The 13,798-nt window shown below is 62.1% G+C and carries 12 protein-coding genes and 1 other RNA gene; 7 read left to right on the top strand and 6 right to left on the bottom strand.

What is annotated here, in order from left to right; all coding sequences use genetic code 11:
- Positions 1 to 53: 53 nt before the first annotated feature.
- The 3 genes from AB4048_RS08495 to AB4048_RS08485 form a co-directional block, all read right to left on the bottom strand.
- Entirely contained in the window at positions 54 to 848 is a 795-nt protein-coding gene (locus AB4048_RS08495) for a glycoside hydrolase family 25 protein (RefSeq protein WP_442201499.1), read from the bottom strand.
- A gap of 139 nt (positions 849 to 987) precedes the next feature.
- Complete coding sequence (locus tag AB4048_RS08490; protein ID WP_442201498.1) at positions 988 to 1,659, bottom strand: class I SAM-dependent methyltransferase; 672 nt, start codon at positions 1,657 to 1,659, stop codon at positions 988 to 990.
- Entirely contained in the window at positions 1,656 to 2,903 is a 1,248-nt protein-coding gene (locus AB4048_RS08485; RefSeq protein ID WP_442201497.1) for a DUF3419 family protein, read from the bottom strand. The genes AB4048_RS08490 and AB4048_RS08485 overlap by 4 nt, the downstream gene beginning before the upstream one ends.
- A 175-nt stretch (positions 2,904 to 3,078) precedes the next feature.
- Here AB4048_RS08485 and AB4048_RS08480 point away from each other — a divergent pair, with 175 nt between their 5' ends.
- Positions 3,079 to 4,479, top strand: coding sequence for a serine hydrolase domain-containing protein (locus AB4048_RS08480; protein WP_442201496.1), 1,401 nt, complete (start codon positions 3,079 to 3,081; stop codon positions 4,477 to 4,479).
- Between the two features lie 69 nt (positions 4,480 to 4,548).
- Here AB4048_RS08480 and AB4048_RS08475 read toward each other — a convergent pair whose 3' ends face one another.
- From AB4048_RS08475 to AB4048_RS08465, 3 genes are all read right to left on the bottom strand, one after another.
- Positions 4,549 to 5,739: a transglycosylase SLT domain-containing protein gene (locus AB4048_RS08475; protein ID WP_442201495.1), complete on the bottom strand. Its 1,191-nt coding sequence runs from the start codon at positions 5,737 to 5,739 to the stop codon at positions 4,549 to 4,551.
- Positions 5,740 to 5,849: 110 nt separating this feature from the next.
- Positions 5,850 to 6,485: a LysE family translocator gene (locus AB4048_RS08470; RefSeq protein WP_442201494.1), complete on the bottom strand. Its 636-nt coding sequence runs from the start codon at positions 6,483 to 6,485 to the stop codon at positions 5,850 to 5,852.
- Positions 6,486 to 6,693: 208 nt separating this feature from the next.
- The gene (locus tag AB4048_RS08465) at positions 6,694 to 7,905 is read right to left on the bottom strand and encodes a pyrophosphate--fructose-6-phosphate 1-phosphotransferase (RefSeq protein ID WP_442201493.1); all 1,212 of its coding nucleotides are present in this window, start codon (positions 7,903 to 7,905) and stop codon (positions 6,694 to 6,696) included.
- A gap of 364 nt (positions 7,906 to 8,269) precedes the next feature.
- On the opposite strand from AB4048_RS08465, the gene AB4048_RS08460 reads away from it, so the two are divergent.
- The 6 genes from AB4048_RS08460 to rnpB all read left to right on the top strand — a co-directional run bounded on the left by AB4048_RS08460 (position 8,270) and on the right by rnpB (position 13,591).
- The gene (locus tag AB4048_RS08460) at positions 8,270 to 8,980 is read left to right on the top strand and encodes a TerB family tellurite resistance protein (RefSeq protein WP_442201668.1); all 711 of its coding nucleotides are present in this window, start codon (positions 8,270 to 8,272) and stop codon (positions 8,978 to 8,980) included.
- Positions 8,977 to 9,738 (top strand): N-acetylmuramoyl-L-alanine amidase, encoded by a 762-nt coding sequence (locus AB4048_RS08455; RefSeq protein WP_442201492.1) that lies wholly within the window; start codon positions 8,977 to 8,979, stop codon positions 9,736 to 9,738. The genes AB4048_RS08460 and AB4048_RS08455 overlap by 4 nt, the downstream gene beginning before the upstream one ends.
- Before the next feature lie 277 nt (positions 9,739 to 10,015).
- Positions 10,016 to 10,579, top strand: a complete 564-nt coding sequence (locus tag AB4048_RS08450; protein ID WP_442201491.1) for a lytic transglycosylase domain-containing protein — start codon at positions 10,016 to 10,018, stop codon at positions 10,577 to 10,579.
- Between the two features lie 84 nt (positions 10,580 to 10,663).
- Positions 10,664 to 11,857, top strand: a complete 1,194-nt coding sequence (locus AB4048_RS08445) for an NAD(P)/FAD-dependent oxidoreductase (RefSeq protein ID WP_442201490.1) — start codon at positions 10,664 to 10,666, stop codon at positions 11,855 to 11,857.
- A gap of 83 nt (positions 11,858 to 11,940) precedes the next feature.
- Positions 11,941 to 13,131, top strand: a complete 1,191-nt coding sequence (locus AB4048_RS08440) for an NAD(P)/FAD-dependent oxidoreductase (RefSeq protein WP_442201489.1) — start codon at positions 11,941 to 11,943, stop codon at positions 13,129 to 13,131.
- A 64-nt stretch (positions 13,132 to 13,195) separates the two neighbouring features.
- Positions 13,196 to 13,591, top strand: an RNA gene (gene rnpB, locus AB4048_RS08435) — RNase P RNA component class A.
- The last annotated feature ends 207 nt before the right edge of the window (positions 13,592 to 13,798 follow it).

The raw sequence follows: 13,798 nt of genomic DNA, 5'->3' as shown, positions 1-13,798 counted from the left end.
CGTGGCTTTCCCAAAAGATTGTGACGGAAGCAAGGGATAAAATTCCGCAAAGCTTACGAATTGCCGTTTCGGTCGACGGCTGCGACCCAATTGTGCCAGTTCTGCTCGGAGCCGGAAAAGACGTTGATATCCGTGGGGCCCTTGATGCCGGGTATCACGCCCGTCGAAGTATACTGCCAGAACGCCCAGCGGCGGTCGGCGTAGGTCACCTCGGGGTGCTTGGCGACGGAGCGGACCCAGAAATGATAGTCCTGGAAATAGCCCGCGAGATTGTCCCGGTGGAAATCGACGGAGGTGTAGATGATCGGACGCTTGCCGTAATAGGTCTCCAGTCGGTCCATGAAGCGCTGCAACGCGGCGCGGACGGTGGCCGGATCCGGGCGGAAGCGGCACGTGGGCGATGCCCCATTCCACTCGACGTCGAGCACGGGCGGCAGCTTCATCGCTTCCTTGGGCACGTTGCGGATGAACCAATCCGCCTGCTCGTCGGCGGTGGAGCAGAAATAGTAGAAATGGTAGGGCGCGTGCGGGATGCCGGCGGCGCGGGCTTCCTGCCAATATTCGTCGAAGCGCGAATCGACGCGGTCCTTGCCTTCCGTCGCCTTGATGAACACGAAGGCGACGCCCGAGTTACGGACTTTCGCCCAATCGATATCGCCTTGCCACTTCGAAATGTCGATGCCGTGGACGGGGCGCATTTCCGGCCGGTTGCCACCGAAGTCCTGGGGCTTGGTATCGTGGAAGCGACGCGCGGGTTTGACCGACGCGGTCGAAAGGGCGTCATAGCCCGCGGTGCAGCTGCTGAGGATGAGGGCGAGCGGGAATAAGCTCAACAAAAGCCGGCGCATGGACGTCCCGAAATGGCGAGAGTTAGCTAGCTGCCCCAATGCTTCGCATCCGTGCTTGTTTGTCCCCGATGCTTCCAAGGAGGCGTAACCTCCTTTTCACCATATCAACGTAAAAAATGCGTTAGCTTCAAGCGAAATATTACCTATCCGTCATAATTGTCGCTCGCCGCGCGTAGCCGCGTCCGACGTTCTCGATCGTCAGGCGACCGCCGCAGCGGCTCTCGGCCGCGCGAAGGACCGCATTGAGCTCCGCGCGGGGCGTCACGTGGAACCGCTTCAGCCAGGATTGCAGCAGGCGCTGGAACCAGCGCGGCAGGTCCTCTTGCAGGCCGAAATCGACGATGTGGAGCTCGCCGCCCGGGCCAAGCGCATCGAGCGCCGAATCCACTGCGCGCTGCCAATCGGGTATCATCGACAGCGCATAGGAAATCATGATCCGGTCGAAGCCGTCGACGCCGAAATCCTTCGGCGAAAAGTCGGTGGCATCCGCAAGGCGCAGAACCGGGGCGGGAGCCAGACCGCGGAAATTGTTGTTGGCCGAGGTCAGCATCTCCTGGGAGATGTCGAGGCCGTAGAGCCTCGCGTTCGGATAGGTGCGGCGGGCAAGAATCAGATTGCGGCCCGTGCCGCAACCGACCTCGAGCAGCGAGCCGCCGAACGGCACGCCGAGTTCGCGGATCGTGCGATCGCGGCCGAGCAGATAGTATTTGCGGGTCAGGTCATAGATGTGCCGCTGATAACGGTACATGCCGTCCATCAGTCCGGCGTGGGCGGCGCCTTCGCCGCGCAGCTCCGCGTTCGCCCCGCTCATGCTGCTTTCCCATAGATGTGGAAACCGCCGTATATGGCGGACCGATCCCGGACATTCAGCGCCTGCGAGCGCTCTTCGTCATAGTGCCATTGCGCGCGAAGCGCCGGTGAAAGGCGGCCCTCGATGATGCTCTTTTCAGCGGCGGTACGGAAGATCACACGGGCTCCGGGACGAGCTGTCCGGCTGATTTCGCCCCAGAGTGCGTTCAGCTGCTCGTCGGTCATCCAATCCTGCGCGTCCAGCAGCACATAGCGGTCGCGCGAGGCTGCAGGCTCGGCGGCAAGCAGTTCGGTGAAGCTTGCATGGTGAACGGTCACGCGCCCGGCATTGGCGCGGATTGCCGGATAGTGCTCGGGCCGCAGATAGGTCGGCAGCGGTCCTTCGCCCGCATCGGGATAACGCCGCGCGAAAGCCTGCCAGGCGAAATAGTTGTCCTGAAGCGGAAAATGGCAGGCAAGCTTTTCCAGTCGCTGCTTTAGCACCTGGGTAATGGAGCCGCCGCCAGCCAGGCTGGCAAGCTCGTCATATTGCTGCGGCGGGATGCCCAGTCCAAAAAGAGAGCTCTTGCGGGAAAGCAGCCATCGTACCACGGGCCGGTCAAAGATCGGCGCGATCTCCTCTTCGAAGAACCGCCGTTGTTCGCGCAATGTGCGAGCCTCGGTGATCCGCTGAAGCCTGACCCCGTGCAGGCGCGCAAGCAGGTGCGCCGCGCCGATGAAGCGGCCGAGCAGTCCGGTTTCGTAGATGTTGCGATTAAACACCGTGATGCGGCGGCGGCCGTAAAGGTCGCGTCCGTTCCAATAGGCAGCCGTGGAAACGTCCAGCTCAGGTGCGATGAACCGATCGAAGGCTGCGCTGTTGCTCGACAACTTTGGCGTCGCAAAGAAGCGTACGAGATCGGCATGAACAGGCAAAAGCCGGAATGCCGCCAGCTTCAGCCTGTTGAGAGCGACATGGTGCGGATTGAGGTCGACGACATCGATGGAAGAAGGATGTCGCGACAGATAGGCGAGCATGTTGCAACCGCCCGAGCCGATCGTAACGATGCGGTGATGCGGCTGAAGCTCCATCGCCTCCATATCGACATCCGGATCCTCCCATATCTGGGGGTAGACGAGACCGGAGAAAAGCAGGCTGAACAGGCGCTCGGAAAGGCCGTCCTTCGACAGTGCCTTGTGCTGGAGGAGGGCATCTTTCAGCTTCCGATTCTTGCGGAAACCGGCGTCCGGGGCGAATTCCGTCATCTGATTCCTGACCGTTTTATCGCGTTGAGGGCATGTACCCCGCCACTGATACAGTTTGATGACGCGGCCGGTTTGCAACCGGTGGATACCCCCGCTTCGGCACGACTTTTCGCTGGCCGCCTATTTCGTGCGGCACGCTTTCCTGCTTCTGTCCTGGCAGTTGGAGGAGAATTGCATGAGACTATGGAAGAAGCTCGCCTGGACCGGCGCGGCCCTGGTAGCAGCCATCCTTGGAGGAGGTGCTGTGTGGCTTGCCACGACGCCGCCCGATCTATTGCGGGTCGGGGATGGCTATGCCGCGAAGATCATCTGTTCGAATACGTTTCTCGCCGGACGCGATCCGCAGGCGGTGTTGAGCGAAGACGTGCAGGCGCCGGGAAATCCGGCATTGACACTCATCCGGGCGAGCGTCGATCGGGAGAGGGGGCTGGTCACGGCGCGCATCCTCGGCCTGTTTGCACCGAACTATGCGCTCTATCGGCCAGGGCTCGGCTGCACCTCCGTGCCGGACGGCAATCTTGAGGCCCTGCAGGCGGCGGCTCTGCCGGCAGTCCATCCGGTCTCCGGCGGCGATGCGCTCTGGCCGGCTGGCGATCGGGTCGATGCCGATGGCAACGCGCGGTTCACGAAACTTATCGGCGATCCGGATCTCTCCGGCCCCGGAATGCGCGCGATCGTCGTCGTCAAGAACGGTCAAATCATCGCGGAAACCTATGCCGACGGTTTCAACAAGGATATGCCGCTGATCGGCTGGTCGATGACGAAGACCGTCAATGCTGCGATCATCGGCCGGTTGATGCAGGACGGCCGCCTGTCGTTCGACGACAGCGATCTCTTGCCGCAATGGCATGGCGATGAGCGCGCCCATATCCGACTTGGCGACCTGCTCGGAATGGAAAGCGGCCTTGCCTTCAACGAGAGCTACGGCGCCGTTTCCGACGTGACGCGGATGCTGTATTTGTCGCCGGACATGGCGGCACTGCCGGCGAGCGCACCGCAAATCGCCGCGCCCGGCACACGCTTCAGCTATTCGACCGGCACGGCGGTGCTGTTGTCGCGGCTCTGGATGAACAAGTTTTCGACCCCCGGCGAGGCGATCGCCTATCCGCGCAACGCCCTGTTCGGGCCGCTCGGAATGTCGAGCGCAACGCTGGAAGTGGATGAGCACGGTACGTTCGTCGGAGGATCCTATCTCTATGCCACCGCCCGCGACTGGGCGCGATTCGGCCAGTTCCTGCTGCAAGACGGGGTGTGGAACGGTCAGCGCCTCCTGCCGGAGGGATTCGTCGGCGCGATGCGCACGCCGAGCAAGTCATCGAACGGCAGCTACGGCCGGGTGCAGGCCTGGCTTCATGGTCCTGGCGGCGCGGTCGGCGAACTGGGATTGCCGGTGGATACCTTCTGGATGCAGGGCCACGACGGCCAGTCCATCGCGATCCTGCCCTCCGCCGATCTCGTCTTCGTTCGGCTTGGGCTCACCCCCTCCGCTCTCGGCTACCGCCCCCAGCGGCTTCTGCAAAAGTTGCTCGAAGAGACCACGGCGGCGCCGCAGTCGGCAAGCGCTGCTCCCAACTAACGCAAGCCTTGAACGCAAAAGCCCCGCTCGATCGGAGCGGGGCTTTTGTTGTCTCGCATCCGGATGCGCTCAGTAATCGCCGTTGGCGATATCGTCCAGGCCCTTGCGCTTGGCTTCGTAGTAATAGCCGCGAGCGTAAAGGCCGACGGCGTCTGCCTGCTTGTTGTCTGGGTCCTTCTCACCGTCGGCGACCACCCAGGCGCCGCGCAGATATTTGGCGGCGTATTTGATGTTCGTCTCAGCGTCCAGGAGACCGGCGGGCGGCCCCTCATATCCCATGGATTTTGCCGTGTTGTACTTGATCTGCATAAGGCCGAAATAGCCGTAGCTATTGTAGGCCTTCGGATTGTACCGGCTTTCGCGATGGACGACGCGATGGATGAGTGCCGCCGGCACCTGGTAGATCTTCGCGTATTTGTCGATCAGCTTAGTAATATATGCCTTCTCGGTCGGCGATACGGCGGACGCGTCGTTGCTGTAGTCCAGCACGGCTGGGACGACGGTCGGGCCTGATGTGTCGAAGTTGAAATCGTATTGCGGCCGGGTCGCGTAGGCGAGCGGCAGCACCGGCGAGGCAAGTGCCACTTCGGTGGGCTCGAATGCCGGCCCTTCGTTCGGACGCGGGATCGGAAGGACCGATTGGATCGCCACCATTTCCGGCGTCAGCGGGATAGGCGATTGTTCCGCATATGTATTGGCCATCAGCGGCCGCATCGCCTCTTCCTCGCCCGGGCGGGCGGGATTTGGCATCGGGATCGCCACCACCATAGGGACGGCGGGTTCTGCATACGCGGCCGCTGCCGTCTGTCCGGCGCCAGCAACGCCTGTGGCGGCGGAAATCGCTGCTTGGCCCTGGCTTGCAGCCTGCGGTTGGTTCGCCGTCGGTTGCGCCATCCGCTGTTCAAGCATGGCGGGGTCGGTGACTTGTCCCGGTGCAGCCTGCGCTTGAGCGGTCTGTGTCGCAACGGACTGCGGTACGCCCGGCAGCGGTTGGCCGGGCTGAAGGCGGCCGGTCTTTGCCAGAGTAGTCTGCTCGCCCTGGGCGAGCGTCGAACCCGCTTGTGCAACCTCGGTTACACCCGGGGCGGACGCATCCGCCACGGTAGCCGGATGCGGCACATTGGCCGGCGCCGGGGTTTGTGCGGGCGAAAGGCCCGCCTGGGCATGCTGCTCGGTGCTCGCGCAACCGGTGAGCAGGCCGCACAGGATTGCCGACGCGGCAACGCTGTGTTTCAGGCTGGAAAATCCTGTCCCTACCATTCCCTCACTCTCAAAATGTAGCCCCTCTGCGATGCAAATCAGTCACAGGAAAAATAAAATTATGAATTTTCCTTAACCTATTCGTCCCGGGGTCGCAAGCGCGGACGACCTCACGCGGCCAGTCGGCGGTAGCCCGCGGTCACAGCGCCGGCCGCGATCAGCAGCGTTCCGCCGGTCCGATTGACAGCCCGTTGCACGCTTGCCTTGCGGATGAAGCCCCGCGCCATGTCGGCCAAAAAGACGTAGAGAAGCGCGTTCAAGGCGCCGAGCGTCAGGAAGGTAGCCTCCAGAATAAGGGTTTGCGGCAGGAAGGGTTTATGCATGTCCAGGAACTGCGGGACGAAGGCGATAAAGAAGACGATGCTCTTCGGGTTCAAGGCAGTTACAAGGTATGCGTGTGCCATGATCTTCAGCGGCTTTTCTTCAGGCAGGTTGTCGTTGTCGCCCAACGGGCCGGTCACGATCGGTGCGCGCCACAGCTTGATGCCAAGGTACATCAGATAGGCCGCGCCGATGAGCTTCAGCACCGTGAACAATGTGGACGATGTCGCAAGCAAGGCGCCGAGCCCGGCAAGCGATGCGGTCATGGCCGTGAAATCGCCGAGGGTGACGCCGCTCACCGTGGCGAGCGCCGTCTTGCGGCCGTGGCCGAGCGCGTAGGAGATGACCAGCAGGATAGTCGGGCCGGGGATGGCGAGCATGATCGCCGAAGCGGCGGCAAAGGCCAGCCAGGTTTCGAGGGACATGTATTTCTCCCATTCCAATGGCGGATGACTTCAACTCCGACCTGCGTGAAATCCGAACACCGCCTCCCAAATTCAGAGCATCGGGCACGAGGCGATAGCGAACTCCTCGACCGCTACCGCACCATGCTTTTGCAATAGGCGCACTCCCCATGATTTTAGCGGGGGCGCCGTTCCGACCAGCAAAGACAGCTTCCTCGCTGCCCGTCAATCATGCAGACTGATATTTCTGGCCGATGTGATCCATCACTTTACCGAACCATTCGGCGGACATGTCGAAGCGCTTGCCGCCCTTGATGCGCGGGAATTCGATGGTCCTGAGCTTGTTCTTCTGTGCCTCGTCGTGGCCGGTAACGCCGGACACCTTGTTGAGCGCGCTTTCGACAGCCAGATCGACCATGCCCTGGATGAGGCGCAGGTCATCGCCGTTGGCGGGGGCCGAGCGGGCGTAGTAGCCCGATTTCTGCACCATCGATCGCTCGGCGTTGAGGAGGGCGGCGAACTGTTTCTGGAACCAGTTGCCGACATTGATCGTGTCGATCTTCACATGGCCGAAAGCGTCGCGCTTGACGCTTTCACCGGCGGCTTCCCGCTCGGCAACAATGGCATCGAGACAGGCGCCTTCCGAAACGAACAGCGTGACATGGCCGGTCTTGTCCATGACCTGCCGCAGCCGTTCGGCCTCGCCGTTGATATCGAATGCCATTTCCGGCAGGTAAAGGCCATCGATCTTCTTCATCTCCGCATCCAGCATGAAGCCCTCGACATATTCGTTGGCGCTCGTCTTCTGGATATAGGCGCGAGCGGTGGCGGCCGTCAGCCAGCCGCAATGGCGCCCCATCACTTCGTGGATGACGAGTGAGCGCGGTGCCGCGCTCTGCTCGTTGCTGACGTTGTCGAAGAAGGTCGCGCCATATTCGGCGGCCGTCCATGCGCCGAGCGACTGGCGGATCGGCACGACATCGTTGTCGACCGTCTTCGGAAGGCCGACGACCGTGAGGTCGTAGCCGTTGGCGCCGAGATAGGCGGCAAGATCGGCCGCCGTCGTGTTGGTGTCGTCGCCGCCGATCGTATGGAGGATGGTGACGCCGTCGGAGGCCAGCCGTTCGGCCGCGACGCGAAGCGGGTTCTCGCCTTCCTTGACCAGTCCGCGCTTGACGCAGTCGGCGGCGTTGGTGAGCTTGACGCGGCTGTTGCCGATCGGCGAGCCGCCATAGCGGTGCAAGAGATGGGCGCGCTCGCGCATGGCTGAAGTCACGTTGATCCGATCGCCGAGAAGAACGCCCTGGTAGCCGGAGCGATAGGCGATGAGTTCGATGTCGGGCGCGACATCCGTGTAGCGCTGGATGAGGCCGCCAACTGCCGAGGAAAGGCACGGTGCCAATCCACCGGCGGTAAGCATTGCGACTTTCTTCTTGGCCATCGTGTCCTCCTCGCAGGCGCCTCGCGCCATAGCATTCGCTTCTTGGCGCGTGGCCCTTCAGATCGGAATTGATTCGAAGAAGGATCATGCGCACATAAAGAGTGTTCCAGCGTCCGTTGCACGTCAGGATGCGCGGCGCCGTAGAAATGGATGCGATAGCGAAGGGAGTCTGTAAAGTGAAGAATTGAAGGTAGTGCGGGCCGAGCGGCGAACCAAGCGACGGAAGCCATCCTCAATTCGCAGTCCGTCCGTGTCGATACGGAAATGTGAAAGGTGTTTTCAACCGTGCGACCAATGGACGGGTTGCAAAGGCAGGCAATATTTGGTCATGGTGTTTCCCATCAGGAGAGCGACAGTGGCTTCGATATCCTTTTGGGAAAAACTGCTGAGTGCCATGACCGACAGCGCCGGCAACGCGCTGGGATCGGTCATCGACGCTATTCGAACTGTGTTCGAGGGCGATCCGGAAACACGCCGGAAGGTGGCCTTCTCCGTCGCCATCATCGCGCTTTCCGCCAAGATGGCGAAGGCAGACGGCGTCGTGACCGAAAACGAGGTCGACGCTTTCCGCGAGATCTTCGAATTTCCACCGGATCAGGGCAAGAACGTCGCGCGTCTCTATAACCTCGCGCGTCAGGATGTCGCGGGTTTCGAGACCTACGCCGAGCGGTTGTCGACGCTCTGCGTCACATGCTCGAAGAATTGCCCGGTGCTGGAAGACGTCCTCGACGGGCTTTTCCATATCGCCAAGGCGGACGGGCTGATCCACGAGATGGAGCTGGCCTTCCTCGAGCGCATCGCCGAAATCTTCAAGATGAGCCGCGAACGCTTCGAGCAGATCATGGCGCGTCACGTCTCCGTGCACGGGCGAGATCCATATAAGGTGCTCGGCGTGTCGCCTGCCGACGACTTCTCGACGATCCGCCGCCGGTACCGTGGTCTCGTGCGCGAGCACCATCCCGACCGGCTGTTTTCGAGCGGCTTGCCGCAGGAGTTCCAGGTCATCGCCAATGAGCGCATGGCGGCACTCAACGCGGCTTACGCCGAAATCGAGAAAGAACGCCGCGCCGCATGACTGCATTCAGGGCCGACTATGATCGCGCCGCCGTCCATCCTTCCCCCAACCACGGGGAGCGGGTGGCTGGGCGCAAGCCCGACCTTATTCTTCTCCATTACACGGGCATGGGAACCGCCGATGCGGCGCTTGATTGGCTTTGTCGCGAGGAAAGCCAGGTCTCGAGCCATTACTTCGTCTATGAGGACGGCAGGGTCATCCAGCTCGTTCCCGAGGAGCGTCGCGCCTGGCATGCGGGCAAGAGCAGCTGGGCCAGCGAGGGCGATGTCAACTCCATGTCGATCGGCATCGAGATCGCCAACGAGGGCCATCCGGGAGGTTTGCCGCATTTCCCCGATGCGCAGATCGAAGCCGTCATCGAACTGTGTCGCGATTGCGGCGAGCGTTGGGCCATCCCGCCGTCACGGGTGCTCGGCCACTCCGATGTCGCCCCCGTCCGCAAGGTCGATCCGGGCGAGCGATTCCCCTGGGCAAACCTGCATGCGGCGGGGGTTGGACACTGGGTGGATCCGGCGCCGATCAGCGGGGGGCGCTTCTTCCAACAAGGCGACCACGGCCAGCCGATCGAGGCCCTGCAGTCAATGCTGTCGCTCTATGGATATGCTACCGAAATCAATGGGGAATTTTCGCCGGCACTTGTCGGTGTCGTCGAGGCCTTCCAGCGCCATTTTCGCCAGGAGAGGGTGGACGGTATCGCCGACTTCTCGACCATCGATACGCTGCACCGTCTGCTCGCGACGCTTCCGCGGTTTTCGTGATCTGGTTGTACCCGTGCCGGCGGGCCGATAACGATTTAATATTGAAATATTCCTAACATCCTGCCCTGCCACATCATTTCCCTATTATCTCCCAATTGCGATGGTCTAACGGCGCTCACTGAACGGCGGTCGCACAACCCCAGTTTGTTGTTCCCGTGCGACCGTAAATCAAACTACGGGGATCGTTGCGGTGCTGTTGCCTGTTCTTGGCGAAGCGCTCGGGATCGGCTGCGCCTTGCGCGGTCCTTCGTTCCCCCGGTCGGAGAGAAAAGACTGCATGAAGAATATGATTGTTGCGGCTGTGGCATGCGCAAGCGTGCTGCTGATGGGAGTTCATTGCGCCTCGGCAGCCGATAAGGCCGAGACCCGGCCCCTGAAAACCGCTACCCGGAGCGAGGGCTATGCCGGGCCGAGCGTTGCCTCCCTGGCAACCGATAAGGTGGCCAGCGCCACCAGCGGCTCCGTCGAGAAGGCCAATCCCTATGCGTATCTGATTTCCAAGTATGCCTTGGAAACCGGGGTTCCGGTGGAGCTCGCAACGGCCGTCGTCCAGATCGAAAGCAATTTCAATCCGAAGAAGCGCGGTAGTGCCGGGGAAATCGGCCTGATGCAGGTCAAGCCGGCGACGGCGCGGCTGATGGGCTACAAGGGGTCGGTCAAGGACCTTTACGACCCGGAAACCAATATCAAGATCGGCATGAAATATCTGGCGAAGGCTCAGCGGCTCGGCGGCGGTCAGACCTGCAACACGATCCTCAAATACAATGCCGGCCACGCCGCAACCCGCATGAACCCGATTTCCGAGAAATATTGCGGCAAGGTCCTGGCCCTGCTCGACTGACGCTGACGCCCTCAACCGACCGGTGGGGTGGTGAATCGTTCCGCTGCCATGCTATCCCGTCTCGTCCGAAACGAGGAGCGAAGCATGGCTGCGGATTTTCGATATATCGTCATTGGTCGGGGCATGATGGGCGCGGCGGCAGCCCGGCATCTGGCGCGGCAGACCGACGGCGTCGCCGCGATCGGACCTGACGAACCGGAAAATCTCAAGCTTCATGAGGGTGTCTTCGGCAGTCACTACGACGAGGGCCGCATTACGCGCACCATAGATCCGGATGCCGACTGGGCGCTGCTCGCCAACCGCTCGATCGCGCGTTACGCCGACATCGAACGCGAGAGCGGCATCGATTTCTACACGCCGACCGGCTGCCTCGTCGTTGGCCCCGAGCGCGGCGGCACGGACAGATACATCGGCAACGTCTTGGACGCCGCGACGCGCCTCGGCGTCGAGACCGCGCTTTTGGACGACGCTCGCCTGAAAGACCGGTTCCCGTTCTTCTCCTTTCCCGAACGCAGCGAGGGCGTGCACGAAGCGAACGGCGCCGGCCACATCAGCCCGCGCCGGCTGGTGAAGGCACAGTCGCTGCTCGCCGAAAAGGCGGGTGCGCGCATCATCAAGAAGACGGTCGCTTCGGTGCGAGAACAAAATGGCCTGGCGGTCGTTCGCACGGTCGAGGGAGAAACTTTCAGCGCCGAGAAGGCGTTGCTCGCCACGGGCGGATTTTCCATTGCGGACGGTCTCTTAGCGGCGCCTGTTCAATTGCAGGTTCGCGGCCGTACGATCGCCTTCTTTGAAGTGAGCGAAGCCGACGCCGCCGCGCTCGCCGCCATGCCTTCGCTGATCTTCAAAAGCGCCCTGGACGTGGACAGCATCTATCTGCTGCCGCCGATCCGCTATCCCGACGGCCGATACTACGTGAAGATCGGCGGCGATCCGGATGATTTCGATCTTGAGCGCGAAAGCGACCTGCGGACCTGGTTCCGCACCGACGGCCGCGAGCTGGTCGGCGCGCATCTGACGCGGCTCATCAAACGCCTTGTTCCCGGGCTGAATGCGCTGTCGTTCTCGACCGGTTCCTGCGTCACCTCCTATACGCCGACCAGCTACCCGATGATCGGCTACACGGCATCGTCGCGGATCGCCGTGCTGACCGGCGGCAACGGCATGGCCGCCAAGAGCTCGGACGAGATCGGCCGGCTCGGCGCCGAGCTGCTGCTCGAAGGTCGAATCAAGGATGACGGCTATAACACGGATTTTTCAGCTCATTTTGGAAGCTGAGCGGTGACGGCAAGGGAACGCTATGCGTTGGGTGAGGGATGTCGGCAGTATTGAAACGTTCTCAAAAAGGACACGGGTAGCGTATGGCTTTGGATTTCAAGTATATCGTTGTCGGGCGCGGCATGATGGGAGCGGCGGCGGCCCGCCATCTGGCAACGGCCGCCGAAGGGGTTGCCGTCATCGGCCCGGACGAGCCGAAGGATCTCCGCGCGCACACCGGCGTCTTTGCCAGTCACTATGACGAGGCGCGCATTATCCGCACCTTCGACGACAACAGGCTATGGTCGACGCTTGCCTCGCGGTCGCTTGCGCGTTTCGGGGAAATGGAGGCGCAAAGCGGGATCGTCTTCAGCAGGTCGGTCGGATGCCTCTTTGCCGGGCCGGCGCCGAAGGATGAGACGGTTTATCTCGGCAGGGCCTTTCGCGTCCGCGATCAGCTCGGACTTGACGTCGAGACCATTGCGCCCGAGGCGCTCGGTGGACGCTTTCCTGAGTTTTCACTGGATCGGCGTTTGACCGGCTATTTCGAGCGCGAGCGGGCCGGCTATCTCAATCCACGCGCGCTGGTGCGCGCCGAGACGGTGCTCGCGAAGGCAGCCGGTGCGGTGGTGATCGACGATACGGTCGTTGCAGTGCGCGATAACGGCGGCGCTGCCGAAGTGGTGACGGCCAGCGGTGACCGCTACACGGCGGAACGCGTGCTGGTGGCCGCCGGCGGGTTCAGCAATTTCCATTCGCTGCTGCCGCGCCCGGTCGATATGCGGGTCACGGCGCGAACGGTCGTCTTCTTCGAACTTGGAGATCGCGAGCGTGCCATCTTTGCGAACATGCCCTCGGCCGTCGTCTTTGCGGAGAGGGATGAGGATCTGGTCTATATCCTGCCGCCGGTCGTCTATCCCGACGGCAAGACCTACCTGAAGATCGGCGGAGACAGCGAGGGGCGCGTCTTCAGCAGCCTTGGCGATATCGGCGACTGGTTCCGCTCGGAGGGCGATCCGGCCGAACGCGATCATCTCGTTGGCATCGCGCGCAAGATCATGCCCGGACTTGAGGGTTGCCCTATCAGCAGTGCCGCCTGCGTCGCTTCCTTCACGCGCACGTCCTATCCCTATGTCGGATTTACCGACGCGCCACGCATCGCCGTCTTGACCGGTGGCAATTTCGTTGCCGCCAAGTGCTCGGATGAGCTCGGGCGCCTCGGCGCGCTATTGATGCGCGAAGGCGGTCTCGGCGCTGAGGATTTCGGGGCCGAGCTGACGCCGATCTTCGTTTGATGCCTGCGAGCAGCAGGGCAAATTTCTGTGGCAATCCCCTCGGCTCTCGGTTAAGGAGCCCATGCCAGTTGGCCGGGCAGCCGCGCTTCACCAACGCCGAAAGGCGGTGAGGGGAGGAAAGTCCGGGCTCCACGGAAACACGGTGCCGGATAACGTCCGGCGGGGGCGACCCTAGGGAAAGTGCCACAGAAAGCAAACCGCCCGCTTCAAGCGGGTAAGGGTGAAAGGGTGGGGTAAGAGCCCACCGCGTCTCTGGCAACAGCGACGGCACGGCAAACCCCACCGGGAGCAAGACCGAATAGGGATGACGCGGGGCGCGCAAGCGCCCCAGCCCGTTTCCGGGCCGGTCATCCGGGTGGGTTGCACGAGGCGGCGCGCAAGCGTCGTCCCAGATGAATGGCTGCCACGTTCCGGCTTTGCCGGAGCCATACAGAACCCGGCTTACAGGCCAACTGGCGAATTATCTTTCAAGGGAGTGGAGCGGCTTCTTAGAGCGGATCCGCTTTCTTTGAATCCACAGTACACGACAGTGTATCGGCGGGCGGCGCGATATGATGGAATGGAGGATTCTTCAGCAAAAGGATCCTTCGATGACCACCAGCCTTCGCACCGCCCTGATGAGTTGTTTAGCGCCGCATTTGGGTTTGAGCAAATCCCGCCTTGCTTG

The sequence above is a fragment of the Rhizobium sp. RAF56 genome (genome assembly GCF_052113965.1).
In the GTDB taxonomy this organism is placed as follows: Bacteria; Pseudomonadota; Alphaproteobacteria; order Rhizobiales; family Rhizobiaceae; genus Rhizobium.
The sequence above is the reverse complement of the archived record's forward strand: the minus strand, read 5'-3'. Positions and strand labels throughout refer to the sequence as shown.

What these genes read in the sequence shown, in the direction of transcription:
- AB4048_RS08495 (WP_442201499.1), bottom strand. Translation starts at nt 848, where the DNA reads ATGCGCCGGCTTTTGTTGAGCTTATTCCCGCTCGCCCTCATCCTCAGC.
- AB4048_RS08490 (WP_442201498.1), bottom strand. Translation starts at nt 1,659, where the DNA reads ATGAGCGGGGCGAACGCGGAGCTGCGCGGCGAAGGCGCCGCCCACGCC.
- AB4048_RS08485 (WP_442201497.1), bottom strand. Translation starts at nt 2,903, where the DNA reads ATGACGGAATTCGCCCCGGACGCCGGTTTCCGCAAGAATCGGAAGCTG.
- AB4048_RS08480 (WP_442201496.1), top strand. Translation starts at nt 3,079, where the DNA reads ATGAGACTATGGAAGAAGCTCGCCTGGACCGGCGCGGCCCTGGTAGCA.
- AB4048_RS08475 (WP_442201495.1), bottom strand. Translation starts at nt 5,739, where the DNA reads ATGGTAGGGACAGGATTTTCCAGCCTGAAACACAGCGTTGCCGCGTCG.
- AB4048_RS08470 (WP_442201494.1), bottom strand. Translation starts at nt 6,485, where the DNA reads ATGTCCCTCGAAACCTGGCTGGCCTTTGCCGCCGCTTCGGCGATCATG.
- AB4048_RS08465 (WP_442201493.1), bottom strand. Translation starts at nt 7,905, where the DNA reads ATGGCCAAGAAGAAAGTCGCAATGCTTACCGCCGGTGGATTGGCACCG.
- AB4048_RS08455 (WP_442201492.1), top strand. Translation starts at nt 8,977, where the DNA reads ATGACTGCATTCAGGGCCGACTATGATCGCGCCGCCGTCCATCCTTCC.
- AB4048_RS08450 (WP_442201491.1), top strand. Translation starts at nt 10,016, where the DNA reads ATGAAGAATATGATTGTTGCGGCTGTGGCATGCGCAAGCGTGCTGCTG.
- AB4048_RS08445 (WP_442201490.1), top strand. Translation starts at nt 10,664, where the DNA reads ATGGCTGCGGATTTTCGATATATCGTCATTGGTCGGGGCATGATGGGC.
- AB4048_RS08440 (WP_442201489.1), top strand. Translation starts at nt 11,941, where the DNA reads ATGGCTTTGGATTTCAAGTATATCGTTGTCGGGCGCGGCATGATGGGA.